Annotated in this window: 15 protein-coding genes; 9 read left to right on the plus strand and 6 right to left on the minus strand. The window is 62.2% G+C overall.

The window, feature by feature from the left end:
• Positions 1-1,288: dicarboxylate/amino acid:cation symporter (locus CSZ94_RS24805; protein WP_258001184.1), on the minus strand; the 1,288-nt coding region annotated here is incomplete at its 3' end.
• 215 nt (positions 1,289-1,503) lie between these two features.
• Between CSZ94_RS24805 and CSZ94_RS24810 the strand changes: the two genes are divergently transcribed.
• The 3 genes from CSZ94_RS24810 to CSZ94_RS24820 are packed head-to-tail and all read left to right on the plus strand — an operon-like array spanning position 1,504 to position 5,082.
• The gene (locus CSZ94_RS24810; RefSeq protein ID WP_102123965.1) at positions 1,504-2,385 is read left to right on the plus strand and encodes an alpha/beta fold hydrolase; all 882 of its coding nucleotides are present in this window, start codon (positions 1,504-1,506) and stop codon (positions 2,383-2,385) included.
• Positions 2,386-2,438: 53 nt separating this feature from the next.
• Positions 2,439-2,789, plus strand: a complete 351-nt coding sequence (locus tag CSZ94_RS24815) for a RidA family protein (RefSeq protein WP_102123966.1) — start codon at positions 2,439-2,441, stop codon at positions 2,787-2,789.
• A gap of 40 nt (positions 2,790-2,829) precedes the next feature.
• Complete coding sequence (locus CSZ94_RS24820) at positions 2,830-5,082, plus strand: RelA/SpoT family protein (RefSeq protein ID WP_102123967.1); 2,253 nt, start codon at positions 2,830-2,832, stop codon at positions 5,080-5,082.
• Between the two features lie 61 nt (positions 5,083-5,143).
• On the opposite strand, the gene CSZ94_RS24825 is transcribed toward CSZ94_RS24820, so the two are convergent.
• The 3 genes from CSZ94_RS24825 to CSZ94_RS24835 form a co-directional block, all read right to left on the minus strand.
• On the minus strand, positions 5,144-6,094 hold the full coding sequence (locus CSZ94_RS24825) for a cation diffusion facilitator family transporter (protein WP_102123968.1): 951 nt from the start codon (positions 6,092-6,094) through the stop codon (positions 5,144-5,146).
• A gap of 117 nt (positions 6,095-6,211) precedes the next feature.
• Positions 6,212-7,087, minus strand: a complete 876-nt coding sequence (locus tag CSZ94_RS24830; protein ID WP_102123969.1) for a pirin family protein — start codon at positions 7,085-7,087, stop codon at positions 6,212-6,214.
• Between the two features lie 57 nt (positions 7,088-7,144).
• Complete coding sequence (locus CSZ94_RS24835) at positions 7,145-7,744, minus strand: FMN-dependent NADH-azoreductase (protein WP_102123970.1); 600 nt, start codon at positions 7,742-7,744, stop codon at positions 7,145-7,147.
• Positions 7,745-7,853: 109 nt separating this feature from the next.
• On the opposite strand from CSZ94_RS24835, the gene CSZ94_RS24840 reads away from it, so the two are divergent.
• Positions 7,854-8,759: a LysR family transcriptional regulator gene (locus CSZ94_RS24840; RefSeq protein WP_102123971.1), complete on the plus strand. Its 906-nt coding sequence runs from the start codon at positions 7,854-7,856 to the stop codon at positions 8,757-8,759.
• A 17-nt stretch (positions 8,760-8,776) separates the two neighbouring features.
• Here the strand turns inward: CSZ94_RS24840 and asd are convergent, their stop codons facing one another.
• A complete protein-coding gene (gene asd, locus CSZ94_RS24845; protein WP_102123972.1) occupies positions 8,777-9,625 on the minus strand; it encodes an archaetidylserine decarboxylase in 849 nt (282 codons plus the stop codon).
• Positions 9,626-9,862: 237 nt separating this feature from the next.
• Between asd and CSZ94_RS24850 the strand changes: the two genes are divergently transcribed.
• The 5 genes from CSZ94_RS24850 to CSZ94_RS24870 all read left to right on the plus strand — a co-directional run bounded on the left by CSZ94_RS24850 (position 9,863) and on the right by CSZ94_RS24870 (position 16,087).
• The gene (locus tag CSZ94_RS24850) at positions 9,863-12,085 is read left to right on the plus strand and encodes a TonB-dependent receptor plug domain-containing protein (protein WP_258001185.1); all 2,223 of its coding nucleotides are present in this window, start codon (positions 9,863-9,865) and stop codon (positions 12,083-12,085) included.
• Between the two features lie 118 nt (positions 12,086-12,203).
• Complete coding sequence (locus CSZ94_RS24855; protein WP_102123977.1) at positions 12,204-13,442, plus strand: DEAD/DEAH box helicase; 1,239 nt, start codon at positions 12,204-12,206, stop codon at positions 13,440-13,442.
• A 53-nt stretch (positions 13,443-13,495) separates the two neighbouring features.
• Positions 13,496-14,113 (plus strand): LON peptidase substrate-binding domain-containing protein, encoded by a 618-nt coding sequence (locus CSZ94_RS24860; RefSeq protein ID WP_102123973.1) that lies wholly within the window; start codon positions 13,496-13,498, stop codon positions 14,111-14,113.
• A 143-nt stretch (positions 14,114-14,256) separates the two neighbouring features.
• Complete coding sequence (locus CSZ94_RS24865; protein ID WP_102123978.1) at positions 14,257-15,000, plus strand: DNA-binding protein; 744 nt, start codon at positions 14,257-14,259, stop codon at positions 14,998-15,000.
• A 139-nt stretch (positions 15,001-15,139) separates the two neighbouring features.
• Positions 15,140-16,087, plus strand: coding sequence for a cupin-like domain-containing protein (locus tag CSZ94_RS24870; RefSeq protein WP_102123974.1), 948 nt, complete (start codon positions 15,140-15,142; stop codon positions 16,085-16,087).
• On the opposite strand, the gene CSZ94_RS24875 is transcribed toward CSZ94_RS24870, so the two are convergent.
• Positions 16,065-16,433 (minus strand): hypothetical protein, encoded by a 369-nt coding sequence (locus CSZ94_RS24875; RefSeq protein WP_102123975.1) that lies wholly within the window; start codon positions 16,431-16,433, stop codon positions 16,065-16,067. The genes CSZ94_RS24870 and CSZ94_RS24875 overlap by 23 nt on opposite strands.
• Between the last annotated feature and the right edge of the window lie 110 nt (positions 16,434-16,543).

A 16,543-nucleotide genomic window follows, 5' to 3' on the forward strand; every position in this document is an offset into this window, starting at 1 on the left:
GGGTGGGATGGGCCAGTTCGCTGTGCAGCTTGTCCATGTCCAGTTCTTTTTCCCATTTCGATACGACGATGGTAGCCACGCCGTTGCCGATGAAGTTGGTCAGCGCGCGGCATTCGCTCATGAAGCGGTCGATGCCCAGGATCAGTGCCATGCCGGCCACGGGAATCGTCGGTACCACGGCCAGGGTGGCTGCCAGCGTGATGAAGCCGGCGCCCGTGATGCCGGAGGCGCCTTTCGAGGTCAGCATCGCCACGCCCAGGATGGTCAGTTCTTGCCAGATGGTCAGGTCCGTGTTGGTGGCTTGCGCTACAAACAGGGCAGCCATGGTCATGTAGATATTGGTGCCGTCCAGGTTGAACGAGTAGCCGGTAGGCACGACCAGGCCGACCACCGGTTTCGAGCAGCCCAGGCGCTCGAGTTTTTTCATCAGTGCCGGCAGGGCCGATTCAGACGAGCTGGTACCGAGCACGATCAGCAGTTCTTCCTTGATGTACAGCAAGAAACGGCCGATGGAAAAGCCCGTGTAGCGGGCGATGGTGCCCAGCACGACGAAGATGAACAGGAAGCAGGTCAGGTAGAACGAACCCATCAGTTTAGCCAATGGAATCAGCGAAGCCAGGCCGTATTTGCCGATGGTAAAGGCCATCGCGCCGAACGCGCCGATGGGAGCGACTTTCATGATGATGTTGACCATGCCGAAGATCGCATGCGACAGGTCGTCGATCAGCTTGGTGACCGGACGGCCGCGTTCGCCCAGCAGGGACAGCGCGAAGCCGAACAGGATGGCGATCAGCAGCACTTGCAGGATGTCGCCCTTGGCGAAGGCATCGACGAAGGTCTTCGGGATGATGTTCATCAGGAATTCCACCGTCGTCAAGCCTTCGGTGTGCGTGTATTGCGCGATCGACTTGGCGTCGAGGTGGGCCGGATCGGCGTTGAAGCCGGCACCCGGTTTCAGGATATTGGCAACCAGCAAACCGATGGCCAGCGCGAAGGTGGAGACCACTTCAAAGTACAGCAGCGCCTTGCCGCCTACGCGGCCGATCTTCTTCACGTCCTGCATGCCGGCAATGCCGGAGACCACGGTACAGAAGATCACGGGGGCGATGATCATCTTGATCAGTTTGATAAAGCCGTCGCCCAGCGGTTTCATGTCGACGGCGTTCGATGGGTAGAACACCCCCAGCAGCACGCCTGCCACGATGGCGAACAGCACCTGGACATACAGGATTTTATAAAATGGTTTTTTCACGAGTGGTCTCCTCTTGCGGGTTGATGCTGCGATCATCCGCCCATTGCCGGGCCGGCTCAATTGTGGATAACCGCAGATATGCAGTTTCGCTATATCGGGTATTCCACAATGTGGCGCATGTTGCGGCGCAGCATTTCAGCCGTGCGCTTGGAGCATTGCCCGCGCTGCGCTACACTGCCGTAGCGTCGCGCGCGGGACACCCCTTGGCAGGCAGAAAGCGGTGCTCTTTTTATATCAAATAAGGAATCGGCATGATCGAAGCGAGCATCAAATCCGTCCAGTGCATCTCCCCCGCAGGCTTGCATACCATGTCGTACAAGGAGTGGGGTGCGTCCGACAATCCGAACGTGCTCGTCTGCGCCCATGGCGTGACGCGCGTGGCGGACGACTTCGACAACCTGGCGCGCGCCATGGCCAGCGACTACCGCGTCATCTGTCCCGACGTGGTGGGACGCGGCCGCTCGGGCTGGCTGGCCAATCCGCAGTTCTACCGCGTGCCGCAATATGTGAGCGACATGGTGACCCTGCTGGCGCGCGTGCTGGCGAATGGCGAACGCCAGACGGTGGACTGGTTCGGCACTTCGATGGGCGGCTTGATCGGCCTGGGCCTGGCCTCGTTGCCGGACAGTCCGATCAGCAAGCTGGTGCTGAACGATATCGGCCCGACCCTGGCGCCGGAAGCCTTGCAGCGCATCGGCGACTACATCGGCCAGGATTTGCGTTTCGAGACGTTCGAGCAAGGTGCCAGGTTTGTGCGCGATGTGTCCGCCAGCTTCGGCCCGCATACGGACGCGGAATGGCATAAACTGGCCACCGATGTGTTGCGCCAGGATAAGGATGGCCATTGGCGCCGCCACTATGATATGGGACTGGCCATGCCGTTCCGCTCGGCCACGCCGGAATCGGCGGCCAGCGATGAAGCCATGCTGTGGGCCGCGTATGATGCCGTGCGCTGCCCCACCTTGCTGGTGCGCGGTTCGGAGTCCGACCTGCTGTCGCACGCGACGGCGCAAAGTATGCTGGGCCGCGGTCCGAAGGCGCAGCTGGTGGAGATCGAAGGCGTGGGCCATGCGCCCACTTTTGTCCACGATGACCAGATCGCCATCGCGCGCAAATTTCTGCTGGGCAAGTAAATAGTGGTAAGTAATAACGCTGTACAGATTTTGACACAACCGAAAGAAGAAGCATGGAAATTACACGACTGCACGTAGGCAAACGCCTCTCCGAAGTAGCCATACACAACAACACCATCTACCTGGCTGGCCAGATTGCCGAAGACACGACGCAAGACATCGTCGGCCAGACGCGCGAAGTGCTCGCTCACGTCGACCGTTTGCTGGCGGAAGCGGGCAGCGACAAGACCTGCATCCTGTCGTGCCAGATCTACATTGCCGACATGAAAGACTTCCCCGGCATGAATGAAGTGTGGGATGACTGGGTCGCGTCCAGCCACACGCCGCCGCGCGCCACCGTGGAGGCGAAGCTGGCCAATCCGGCATGCCTGGTTGAAATCGTCATCATCGCTGCAGAGCGCTAGGTTATCCAGTTATTTAGTTTTTAAGTTGATAAGGCATCACATGGTTTCCATCTCGGCCCCGAATAGCGTCACCTCGGAACAACTGGTAGAGGGCTTGAGTGCGCCGGACAGCGCGCGCGTGCTGGACGCGCTCGCGTATGCCACCGAAGCGTATGGCGACAAGCAGACCTTTGCCGGCCGCGCTGCGCTGGACTTCGCCATCGGCGTGGCCACCACCCTGGCTTTCCTGCGCAGCGATGCGGAAACGCGCATTGCCGGCCTGATGTTCGAGCTGACGATGCTCGAGCCGGATACGGCGGCCGATATCGAGCCGCGCTTTGGCAAGCAGGTGTGCGACCTGGCGACAGGCGTGCGCCAGCTGATCCGCCTGCGCGCGCTGACCCAGGCACAGCACGGCAGCGCTGCCGGTCGCGGCAAGAATGCGGCACAGCAAGCCGTGGCCCAGGTGGAAACCTTGCGCAAGATGCTGCTGGCGATGGCGTCCGACATGCGCGTCGTGCTGGTGCGCCTGGCCGCCTGCGTGACGACCTTGCGCTATTTCGCCGAACTAAAGCTGTTCAATGAAATGACGCGCGAATATGGCAAGGAAACGCTGGACCTGTACGCGCCGCTGGCCAACCGCCTCGGCATCTGGCAGTTGAAGTGGGAACTGGAAGATTTGTCCTTCCGCTTCATCGAACCGGAAGCGTATAAACGCATCGCCAAGATGCTGGAAGAAAAGCGCATGATGCGCGAGGGCTTTGTTTCCTCGGCGATTTTGCGCCTGCAGACGGAACTGGCTTCGGCCGGCATCCAGGCGGAAGTATTTGGCCGCCCGAAACATATTTACAGCATCTGGAACAAGATGCGCGGCAAGGAACTGGACTTTACAGCCCTGTACGACGTGCGCGCCTTCCGCGTCATCGTTGCCGACGTAAAAACCTGCTACACGGTACTGGGCGTGGTGCACAATATCTGGACCCCCATCCCGAAAGAATTCGACGATTACATTTCGCGGCCGAAACCCAACGGTTACCAGTCGCTGCACACGGTGGTGACGGCCGAGGATGGCCGCCCGCTGGAAGTGCAAATCCGCACGAATGAAATGCACAGCTTTGCCGAGTACGGCGTGGCCGCGCACTGGCGCTACAAGGAAGAGGGCGGCTCGAACTTTGCCGGCCAGAAATACGACGAAAAGATCGCCTGGCTGCGCCAGTTGCTGGCGTGGAAGACGGAAGTGGCCGACGCTGTCGTGGGCCAGGAAGAAATCCAGCGCGAATGGGTGGAAAAGCTCAAATCGGCCACCCTGGACGACCGCATCTTCGTCATGACGCCGCAGGCGCGCGTGCTGGAGTTGCCCGTCGGCGCCACGCCCGTCGACTTTGCCTATCACTTGCACACGGATGTGGGCCACCGCTGCCGTGGCGCCAAGGTCGACGGCATCATGGTGCCCCTGAATACCCAGTTGAAAAACGGCCAGACCTGCGAAATCATCACGGCCAAGGGTGCGCCTGGCACGGCCGGGCCGTCGCGCGACTGGCTGGGCACCGGTTACGCCGTCAGCACGCGCACGCGTTCCAAAATTCGCGCCTGGTTCCACGCCATCGACATGCAGGAAACCCTGGCCCACGGCCGCGCGCTGGTGGAAAAATCGCTGCAGCGCGAAGGCAAGACGGCCGTCAATCTGGAAGCGCTGGCGCAAAAGCTGGGCTTTGCGAAAGTCGACGAGCTGTTTTTGTCGGTGGGCAAGGATGAATTCAGCCTGCGTCACGTGGAGCAGGCGCTGCACGACAATGGCGAAGTGGTGGTGCCGGAAGACGCGGTACTCGTCGGCAAGAGCCGCGCTTCCAGCGTGGAGCAGGGCGCCAAGTCCGGCGTGCTGGTGGTGGGCACGGAAGGCCTCATGACGGTGCTGGCCAAGTGCTGCAAACCGGCGCCGCCGGACAGCATCGTTGGCTTCGTCACGCGTGGCAAGGGCGTCTCGATCCACCGCGCCACCTGCAAGAATTTCGAGGAAATGCGCGCCAAGTCGCCCGAACGGGTGATCTTCACGGAGTGGGGCAGCACGGGCGGGCACGATACCGTGTATCCGGTCGACGTTTTCATTCTGGCCGGCGACCGCCAGGGCTTGCTGCGCGACATCTCTGAAATTTTTTCGCGCGAAAAGATCAACGTGATCGGCGTCAACACCCAAAGCGCCAAGGGCCAGGCCCGCATGACGTTTACGGCCGAGATCAGCGCGACGGCGCAGTTGTTGAAGGCATTAAATGTGATCAAGGACGTCAGCGGCGTGCTTGAGGCGCGGCGTAGTTAGTTTTGTTGAACCCCAAGAGCAGAGGCCGGGGTCAGACCCCGGTATTTGCCGTTGGGTTAAATTAATGCGTCTTGTCACCCGCATGCAGTCCCGCCATCGTGGCCGTTTCAGGCTGCAGAGTAATATGGTCGATGCCATGCTTGGCCAACAGCATCTTCTTGATCGCCCGCAAGACCTTTGGCCAATGGTCGAGGTGCTCGATTTCCACGTGGCCGATCAGGGCCGGCTGGCCCGGCGACATGTCCCACACATGCAAATCGTGCACGGCAATCACGCCGTCCACCTGTTCCACATCCGTGCCCACTTCGATGTAGTCGATGTGCATGGGCACGCCTTCCATCAGGAAGTGATAGGACTCGCGCAGCACGCCGAACGTGGATTTCAAAATCAGCAGGGACACCAGCACCGACAGCAGCGGGTCGATCTGCATCCAGCCCGTGAAGTAAATCACGGCGCCGGCGATGATGGCGGCGACCGAACCGAGCAAATCGCCCATCACATGCACGAGAGCGGCACGCGTGTTGACGCTTTGCTTGTCTTTCGACAATACCCCCGCCACCACCACGTTGATCGCCAGGCCGATGAAGGCGACGATGAAGACCATGCCGCCCTTGACGGCTTGCGGGGCGGAAAAGCGCAGCACGGCTTCATAGCAGATCCAGCCCACCACGCACAGCATGGCCAGGCCGTTGACGAAGGCGGCCAGCGCCTCGGCGCGGCCAAAGCCGAACGAGTGGCGCGGCGAAGGAGGGCGGCGCGCGATGATCTGCGCCAGCAGAGCCAGGCCCAGCGCGGCCGCATCCGTGACCATGTGGCCCGCATCGGAAATCAGGGCCAGCGAATTGGACAGGAAGCCGGCCGCCACCTCGATGCCGGCAAATGACAGTGTCAGGCCCAGCGCCCACGCGAGGATGCTCTGGCTGCGCCCCTCGAACGAGTGGGTGTGCTTGGCGTCACCCTTCAGGTGGGCGTGCAAATGGGTGGCGTCGTGTTCGGTGTGCGTCGGCTGCATGGAATGCTTTGTGGAATGAGGTTGGCGTCAGTGTAATTGAAAAGCAACAACATAGTCGGCACGTAAAAAAACCTGCAGGCCACGAGGCACTGCAGGTTCTTGATGGGGCAGACAACTTTACTGCGTGGCCGTCTCGCCAAACTTGCCTTCGCGGAAATCCTGCACGGCCTGGAACACTTCCGCCTGGGTATTCATGACAAACGGGCCGTACTGCGCGATGGGCTCGTTCAAGGGCTGGCCGGCGACGAGGATCACGCGGCCGCCTTGTGGCGCCTCGATGCGCACGCCGTCGCTGCCCGGCGTGTTGGCGAAGATGGCCATGCGCAGGGCGGGCACCGTCTTGCCATCGACCTGCACTTCGCCGCGAAACGTGTACAGGAAGGCATTATGGCCAACCGGCAAGGGCTGCTCGAAGCTGCTGCCGGCCGGCAAGTCGATGTCCAGGTACAGCGGTTCCGTCAGTTCGCGCTGCACGGCGCCCGCCACGCCATGGCTCTCGCCGGCGATCACTTGCACGGCCACGCCGGCGTCTGTCGTGTAGCGGGGGATGTCGCTGCTGGTGAAATCACGGTACCACGGCGTGCGCATCTTGTCGCGCGCCGGCAGGTTCAGCCACAGCTGAAAACCTTCCATCACGCCTTCTTCCTGTTCCGGCATTTCCGAGTGGATCACGCCGCTGCCGGCCGTCATCCATTGCACGCCGCCCGAGCTCAGCAAGCCTTCGTGGCCCGCGCTGTCCTTGTGGCGCATGCGCCCCGTGATCATGTACGACACCGTTTCGAAACCCCGGTGCGGATGCTCGGGGAAGCCGGCGATGTAGTCGTTCGGCTTGTCGCTGGCAAAGTTGTCGAGCATCAAGAACGGGTCGAGACGGCGCTGCAACTGCTGCGTCAGCACGCGGTTGATCTTCACGCCGGCGCCATCCATGACGGCCTGGCCGGCGATCACGCGCTCGACGGCGCGTGCTTGCTTGACGGTGTTGGTATCGCTCATTGCTTTCTCCTCTAGGCCAGGACGGTACCACTGCACCGCCCCTTTCACTGCTGTGGATTACACCAGAATCGCGTTGATCTCGGCGTCCGCTTGCGCCTGCGCCTTGGCCACGGCTTCCGGGCCCATGCCCATGCCTTCCGAATACACATATTGCACGTCGGTCAGGCCCAGGAAACCGAACATGGTGTTCAGGTAAGGCACCTGGCTGTCGTGCGCGCTATCGCGGTGCAAGCCGCCGCGGGACAGGCCCACATAGACTTTCTTGCCCGTCAGCAGGCCCACGGGCCCGTTTTCCGTGTACTTGAAAGTGACGTTGGCGCGGGCAATCGCGTCGAACCAGCTTTTCAGTTGCACGGTGATGCCGAAGTTGTACATGGGCGCGCCGATGACGATGACGTCCGCTGCTTGTACTTGCGCAATCAGCGCATCGTCCAGGGCGATGCGGGCCGCTTGGCTTCCCGTGCGCTTGTCCGCTGGCGTGAACAGCGCTTGCAGGGTCGGCTCGTCGAGCACGGGGTGCGGCGTGGCTGCCAGGTCGCGGCGCGCCAGGCTTGCTTGTGGATTGGCCGCTTGCACGCGGGCAACGATGGCGTCAGCCAAACGGGTCGAGGCGGAGCCGGTGCTGCGGGCGCTGGAATTGATTTGCAGGATGTTCATCTTGTTTTCTCCGGGTGAGGTGTCTTGCGATGGATGAACTATAGCAATTCCAAAATTGATGCGGAAGACGTTAAAATGGATAACATTAATCCACTCATGGAACAAACTTATGGATATCGATCCCGGAGATTTGCTGCTGTTTGCCAGAGTGGTGGAATGCGGCAGTTTCAGTCGCGCCGCCATGCGCGTGGACTTGCCCAAGTCGACCCTGTCGCGCCGCATCTCGCTGCTGGAAGCCAGATTGGGCGAACGGCTCTTGCTGCGCACCACGCGCAAGCTGGCGCTGACGGAGTTTGGCGCCAGCCTGCTCGAGCATGCGCACAAGGTGGTGGAAGAAACAGAGGCGGCCGGCGCGCTGGCGCAGCACCGCCAGGCGGGGCCCAGCGGCTTGCTGCGCATTTCCATGCCGGCCGACTTTGGCGACGCGCTGATGCGGCAGGTGCTGGCCGAGTTCGTGCGTCGTTACCCGGCCATTTCGCTGGAGCTGGACTTGTCGGCGCGCCGCGTGGATTTGCTGGAAGAAAATTTTGACTTGGCCATCCGCATGGGCAACTTGCCCGACGATGCCAGCCTGTCCGCGCGCCGCGTGGCGTTCAGCACCCTGTCCCTGTATGCCTCGCCGCAATACACGAGCGTGCACGGCTTGCCCGAGCACCCCGACGATTTATATGGCCATGATTTGCTCAGCTTGCCCCGCGCCGTGCATGGCCTCGTGCACTGGACTTTGATGCGTGGCAAGACGACGTGGGAGCGCGATTTGCCCGTGCGCCTGCTGGCGAACTCGCCGGAATTGCTGGTGCGCATGGCCTGCACGGGCGTGGGCATCGCGGCCAGCACGGACCGCTTTGCCAAGACCTATGTGGCGACGGGGGAATTGGTGCGCGTGCTGCCGGAGTGGAGTTTTCCGCTGGTCACGGGCTGGGCCGTGTTTCCCGGCCGGCGGTTGATGCCGGCCAAGACGCGCGCATTCCTCGACTTGATGGAGGAAATGTATCAAACGGATGCGCCCGTGTAGGCGCGCGTCCCAGTGGCTTACTTGGGCACGTTGGCCATGACTTCGCCCAGTTGCACGGGGCCGGCCGCTTGCCAGTTGGCGTTGAAATTGATTGTGCCTTGCGGGAACAGCATGACGACGGTGGAGCCGAGCAGGAAGCGGCCCAGCTCTTCGCCCTGTTTCAGCGTCACATTGTCGTTGGCATAGCTCCAGTCGCGCACCTGGCCCGTGCGGGGCGGATTGACGACGCCGTGCCAGACGGTGGCCATGCTGCCGACGATGGTGGCGCCCACCAGGGTCATGACGAAGGGGCCGTTGGCCGTGTCGAACACGCATACGACGCGCTCGTTGCGGGCGAACAGGCCGGGGATGCCGCGCGCCGTGGTCGGGTTGACGGAAAATAGTTCGCCGGGAACATAAATCATGCGCGTCAAACGGCCATCGCAGGGCATGTGGATGCGGTGGTAGTCGCGCGGGCTCAGGTACAGGTTGGCGAAGCTGCCATGATCGAACTGGGCTGCCAGGGCCGCATCGCCGCCCACCAGGGCCGTGGTGCTGAAGTTGTGGCCCTTGGCCTGGAAGATCTGGTCCTTGTCGATGTTGCCGAACTGGCTGATGCGGCCGTCGACGGGGCAGACGTAGTCGGCTGCCGCCAGCGGACGGGCATCGGGGCGCAGCGCGCGCGTGAAAAAGTCGTTGAAGCTGGCGTAGTGCGTGATGTCCGGGTCCAGCGCCTCATCCATGTTGACGTTGTAGCGGCCAACGAACCAGCGGATCAAACGCGTCGTCATGGCGCCGCCCTTGGCACCGGCGATCCGGCCGGCAAAATTGGTCAACGCTCCCTTGGGCAGCAGATATTGAGGCAAAACGGCAAGACGGTCAGACACGATGGGGAGCCTTTGACGGGGTGATGGGAAATGGCGAAAACGCATTATAGCGGCGATGTGGCGCGCAATGATATGTACCGTATGCAAGGGTACCTAGGACTGTCTGCCGCCGAATTTAATTTGCCATAGGGTATATTTTCAGGAAACTGTGTCATAAGAGCAAAATTGTCGCACAATACAGCGGCCGTTTTTTAGCTTTTAGCCATTTTTATTCAGCCAACTTTTTTTAGCCAGCTCATGATGCCACGCCGTTGCCTCCGCCTCACCGTTATTGCCTCCGCCGTCTTGTTTGCCTGGAATGCCCAGGCCCAGCAATCCGAAACGCCGGCCGCCGTCGAGGCCGCCGCCGTGCCGCTGAAGGCAGAGAAGGCCGCCGCGCCCGCCTTGCAAACGGTCGAAGTCAAGGGCAGCGGCTATGATCCGCGCCGCGACGACACGGCCAGCAAGATGGTCGTCAGCAGCGAAGAAATCCTCAAGTATGGCGACACGAATGTCACCGACGTGCTCAAGCGCTTGCCCGGCATTACCGTATCCGGCGCGGCAGGGCGCTCGGGAGGCGAAATCCGCATGCGGGGCCTGGGCAGTGGTTACACGCAGATATTGCTCAATGGCGAACGGGCCCCGGCCGGTTTTTCGCTCGACACCCTGTCGCCGGACGTGATCGAGCGCATCGAGATTTTGCACGCGGCCAGCGCCGAATACAGCACGCAGTCGATCGCCGGCACCATCAACGTGGTACTGAAAAAGGCCGTCAAAACAGCGCAGCGCGAACTCAAGCTGGGCGTGCAGGGCAGCGACGTGAGCTTTTCGCCCAGCGTCAACGTGCAACTGTCTGACCGCGACGGCAATTTCTCGTATTCGCTGGCCGGCTCGCTGTACCGCTACGATTACCATTACGACAATCCCGGGTTGGAACTCGGTTATGCGCCAGACGGACGGCAAAACCTGCTGCGCCGCACGAGCGGCACGGGCGATGGCCGTTCGGAAGGCATCAACCTCTCGCCCCGGCTGAACTGGTCGTTTCCGGGCGGCGATAACCTGACGGCACAGTTTTTCCTGAATGCGGGGCGCAGCGATAACCGCAGCCATCAACGTACCGACACCGTGCTGGGCTTGCGGCCCGATTACGACACGAATGACGGTACCTCAGGTAACCACTATGTTTTTGGCCGCGCGGACCTGACCTGGGTGCGCAAGCTCGATGGCGGCGCCAAGCTGGAACTGGGCCTGCGCGCCAGCGCCACCAGCAATACGGCCGACAGCCATCCGCTCGGCTATATCGATGCCGTGGGGCTGGTGCTGGACCGCAACGTGCGTGTCGAAGCGACATACAGCAGCTTGTCGTCCACCGGCAAGTATTCCCTGCCATGGATGCCGGGCCATGCGCTGTCCATGGGCTGGGATGGCACGCTCAGCCAGCGCGAGGAGCAGCGGCGCCAGCGCGAGCTGGCCTTGCCGGGCGGCCGCCAGCGCGTCGATAGCGACGAGCATTTCGATGCCGACATCAAGCTCCTGGCCTTGTATGCACAGGATGAATGGGACATCACGCCGCGCTGGTCCATGTATGCGGGCGTGCGCTGGGAAGGCATCGACACGCGCAGCGCCGGCGATACCTTTGCGGCCGTGCAGCAGCGCAGCAGCGTGTGGAGCCCGTTGCTGCAAACCCTGTGGAAACTGCTGGATACCAAGGGCGACCAGGTGCGCCTGGCCCTGACGCGTACCTACAAGTCGCCATCGACGTCGAACTTGATTCCGCGCCGCAGTGTCTCGACAAATAATAGCCAGACGGACCCCGACCGCGAAGGCAATCCGAACCTGAAACCGGAGCTGGCGCTGGGCATCGATGCCTCCTACGAGCATTACTGGGCCGAAGGCGCCTTGCTCAGCGCGCGCGCCTCGGCCCGCCGCATTGACGGCTACACGCGCCAGGGTTTGCTGTTCATCGACGAGCGCTGGGTTTCCACGCCCGTCAACGATGGCCGCGCGAATACGCAGACCTTGGCGCTGGAAGCGAAGTTCCCCCTGCGCGCCGTGATGGCCGCGCCCGTGCCGGGCATCGACTTGCGCGCCAGCGTCAGCCGCAACTGGTCGCAGGTGGAGCAGGTGCCGGGACCGAACAACCGGCTCGACCAGCAAACCCCCGTCAGCGGCAACTTTGGTCTCGATTACAAGACACCCGGCGGCATGCTGACCACAGGGGGCAGCTTTAACTTCCGCAATGGCGGCCCCGTGCGCATCACCGAGCGCCAGAGCGCCTACACCTCGCCGCGGCGCGACCTCGACATTTATGCGCTGTGGAAATTCGATGCGAAGAACCAGCTGCGCCTGGCTGTGTCAAACCTGCTGGCACAAGACTTCGAAAGCGACACCAGCTATACGGACGCCAGCGGCACGATAGCCCGCAACAGCATTTCACCAAGCTCGCCGCAGGCGCGCGCGACCCTGGAAATGAAGTTCTGACGGGTCTGTTTTCTGGGTGAAACTCCGGCCGGCATCCCCGCTGGCCTATAATCTCGGCAATCGCGCGCGCGGCCAGTCCGTGCGTGCCACCTTTTCCTTTGCCAAGATTGCTTTCCCCATGACGTTTTCCTCCCTCGGCCTGATCGATCCCCTGGTCCGCAAACTCGATGAGCTCGGCTATGCCAAGCCCACGCCCGTGCAGGCGCAAGCGATTCCTGCCGTGCTGGCGGGGCGCGACCTGATGGCTGCCGCCCAGACGGGCACGGGCAAGACGGCCGGCTTTGCCGTGCCGCTGCTGCAGCGCCTGACTTTGGACGGCGTGGTGGCGCCGCAGTGCGTGCGGGTGCTGGTGCTGGTGCCCACGCGCGAACTGGCCGAGCAAGTCTATGCCAGCTTCCGCAGCTATGGCGGTAACTTGCCGCTGCGCAGCTTTGTCGCCTACGGCGGCGTGCCCATCGAGCCGCAGATCAGCAAACTGCGCAAGGGCCTCGACGTGCTGGTGGCCACGCCGGGCCGCTTGCTGGACTTGCAGACGCAGGGCGCCGTCAAGTTCGAGCAAGTGCAGACGCTGGTGCTGGACGAGGCGGACCGCATGCTGGACCTTGGCTTCGAGCGCGAGCTCGATATATTGCTGATGACCATGCCCAAGCAGCGCCAGACCCTGCTGTTCTCGGCCACCTTCTCGGACGCCATCCGCGCCATGGCCAAGACCATGTTGAAGGACCCCGTCTCGGTGGAAGTGAGCGCGCGCAATAGCACGGTGAAAGCCGTGAAACAGTCGGTGATCGTGTGCGACAAGAAACGCAAGCCGGAACTGTTCTTGCACCTGCTGAAGAAAATGCGCTGGGGCCAGGTATTGGTCTTCGTCAAGACGCGCAAGGGTGTCGAACTACTGGTGAACACCTTGCTGGAGCAGGGCGTGCGCGCCGATGCCATTCACGGCGACAAGACGCAGCCGAACCGCTTGCGCGCGCTGGCCCGTTTCAAAGCGGCCGAGGTGCAAGTGCTGGTGGCCACCGACGTGGCCGCCCGCGGGCTCGATATTGAGCAATTGCCCGTCGTCGTCAATTTCGACTTGCCCACCGTGGCGGAAGACTATATCCACCGCATCGGCCGCACGGGCCGCGCGGGCGCCTCGGGTGTCGCCATTTCCCTCGTCTGCGCCGACGAGGTGGAATTGTTGTCGGCCGTCGAAGCGCTGACCCGGCAAACCCTCAAGCGCAACGAGGAGCCCGGTTTCGAGGCGGAACACCGCGTGCCGGGCACGTCCGCCGGTGGCACCATCGAGAAGAAAGCCGTCAAGGTGCTGGCGCCGAAGGCGGCCGAACGGGCCAAGAAGCGCCGCTTTTATAAGTAGTCGGGGGCGCAAGGCGCGCTGCATGGATATGGCATTCGTGCCATCATGCGGCTATGACTTCGATCCCTTTGTTCCCGCTCAATACGGTGCTGTATCCCGATGGCTATCTGCCCTTACAGATCTTCGAGGTACGCTATCTGGACATGATACGTCAGTGCATCATGGGCGAACAGCCGTTTGGCGTGGTGCAACTACTGGACGGCGCGGAAGTGCGCAAGCCGGGCCAGCAGGAAGCCCTGGCGCCCGTCGGTACCATGGCACGTATCGTCGATTGGGCGGCGCCGTTGTCGGGCTTGCTGCAAATCAAATGCATGGGCATGCAGCGCTTTCATATCCTTTCCAGCGAGCAGCTGAAGCACGGCTTGTGGATGGCGCAAGTCGAAACCTTGCCGCCCGATAAAATCATTCCCCTCCCGCAAGAGCAGCAGAACGTGGCCGACGCGCTCGGTGCCCTGATCCGCACCTTGCAGGAGCAAAAGATCCCGCCCGAACAAATGCCGCTGCAGCCGCCTTACCGGCTCGACGAGTGCGGCTGGGTGGCGAACCGCTGGTGCGAGCTGCTGTCCCTGAGCTCCATGCAAAAGCAATTGCTGCTGAGTCAAGACAATCCCGTGCTGCGCCTGGAACTGGTGCAGGACATGCTGACGGAAAATGGCTTGCTGGAAGAGTAAAACACCACAAGCCGCATGCTTGCACACACTTCCGTTGTGCAATTGCAATTTCTATTGAGAAATACTTTACGCTTTGCCGCCACTGGCATAAGATAATGCCCTTGGGCAAGATTGCCCTGGGCAACACTCAAGAGTACACGACAATGGCAAAAGTAAGCGCGGAACAGATCAATGCGGCAATGGATGCGATGGCGGGCGAAGGCCAGGCCATCACGGTGCGCGCCTTGCGCGAACGACTGGGCCATGGCGCTTGCCTGGGTACCATCAGCAAGCTCTTGCAGCGCCGCAAGGCCGGCGCGCAGCGCCAGATCGCTGCCGCCGCCGAACTGTCGCCCGTGCTGCAGCAAGCCATCCTCGATTATGTAGGACAGGAATTAAGCGCCAGCCACAGCGCGCATGAAGCCGAGATGAACGACAATCAACAGGAATTGATGGACCTGGCCAGCGAGAACGAGCGTCAGCAAGAAATGCTCGACTTGCAAGCGGGCGAGCTGGAAACCTTGCGCGAGGAGCTCGAACGCGAGCGGCAAGTGGCCAACCAGGCCCGCACCGACCTGGCCAAGGCGCAGCTGCGTCTGGAAGGCTTGCCGCGCCTGGAAGAGGCGGCCGAGCAGGCGCGCATGGACCTGGCCAAGGCGCAGTTCAAGCTCGAAGGCATTCCCCGCCTGGAAGAGGCTGCCGAAGCGGCGCGCGCCGAATTGATCCAGGCCCAGCTAAAGCTGGAAAGCCTGACGCGCGTGGAAACGGAACTGGCGGCCGCGCGCCTGGAACTGGAAGCGGAACGCGAAGAGCTGGGCGAAACGCGCGCCGAGCTGGACGAAGAGCGCACCTTGCGCATCAAGGCGCAGCAGTTCATCGTCGATCCGATATTCAAGACGCCTGTGTAGGAACACCTGAGCAAACCTGCTGCGCGTCGGCATAGGCGGCTTGCGATGCGTCGTGGATAGTGTGTCATGCTGGCCTTGCTGGCTTAAAATGGCGCACTGTCGCGCCATGCTGCGCGGCGCCTGATCGCAAAGAAGGTTTATGTCTGTAGAAAACGAAGTGCCGCCCCAGCTTGCGGCCACCCCCATACCGCCGCGCGCACTGCCGCTCAGGCCTCCAGCCGAGTTCGCTTCCCCCGAAGCGGCACTCGCGCGCAAGCAGGCACGTGAAGACAAGGATGCGCAGGTGCGCGGCGTCACGTCCATCGAGGCCATGCGCGAGGCCATCAAGCAGGCGGCGCGTGACCTGCCCATCATCACCGAGGTGCCGCGCCTGGGCATGCTCGATGCGGCCGCCTTCCGCGCGCGCGCCGCGCTGGGCCTGCCATTCCTGATGCGCGGTCTGGTGCAGCGCTGGCCCTTGTCCAAGCTGGAGCCAGACATCTTGCGCCAGCAGTTCAGCCACTTGCCCGTGCGCGCGCGGGTGGGCGACTACATCAACACGGCGTTTGCGGCCGACCGCGCCATGCAGGACATGTCGATGGGGCAATACCTGGACCTGGTGGCAGAGGGCAAGTACGCGCTGCCGCCGTACCTGGGCAACCTGGAATTGCGCGAATTGAACCGCTTGTGCCACTGGCCCACGTATTTCGACAAGATGGGCCCGCCACGTTTCTGGGTGGGGCCGGCTGGCACGGTAACGCCTTTGCATTGCGATTACGACGACAATATCTTTGCCCAAGTGTGGGGCCGCAAGCGCATCTTCCTGTCGCCGCCGCACCACGACGCCTTTCTGTATCCGCGCGAGGCGAACGCCATCCTGTTCGGTTCACCCTTCGACCCGGAAGCGCCCGACTTCCAGCGTTTCCCCCTGGCGCGCCAGGCCAACATGATCGAATGCCTCGTCGAGCCGGGCGACATGCTGTACGTGCCCGCCGGCTGGTACCACCAGGTACGCGCGCTGACGTTTTCCCTGTCGTCGAACCGTTGGGCCAGGGCCGTGCCGCTGGCGCTGCATGGCGGGGAAATTAAGGCGCGCCACAGCCTATGAGCAACAGCATCGGCCTTTCGCGCTCTTCGGCCAGGGCTGGCTGCTGCGCCACCTGTTCGTCTGTCGGCCCCCATTCTTCCACCTGTTCCAGCTGGAAACCGGCGTGTAGCAAGGCATTGATGGTCGTGCCCAGGGTGCGGTGCTGCTTGATCACGCCGGGCGCCAGCCAGTCCGAGATGCGCGGGCCTTGCTGCTGGTAGCTGTCGACGGGCCAGCGCTTTCCGCCTTGCGCATCGGTCAGCCAGCCGGGCTGGCGCGGCGCCATGAAGATCGGGTGCTCGATGGAAAATACCAGCTTGCCGCCTGGCTTTAAACTCTGGCGGATGGTGGCCCAGGGCGATTGCATGAAGGGTAGGTGCTCGGAGTGACGATAGGGTGAAATATTGCTTGTAAACACGTTGAGAAAGGCGTTTACTCTCGGTATTTGGACGCGTAAATGGCAAACGAACCGATCTC

The sequence above is a fragment of the Janthinobacterium sp. ROICE36 genome (assembly GCF_002869965.1).
Classification (GTDB): Bacteria; Pseudomonadota; Gammaproteobacteria; order Burkholderiales; family Burkholderiaceae_D; genus Janthinobacterium.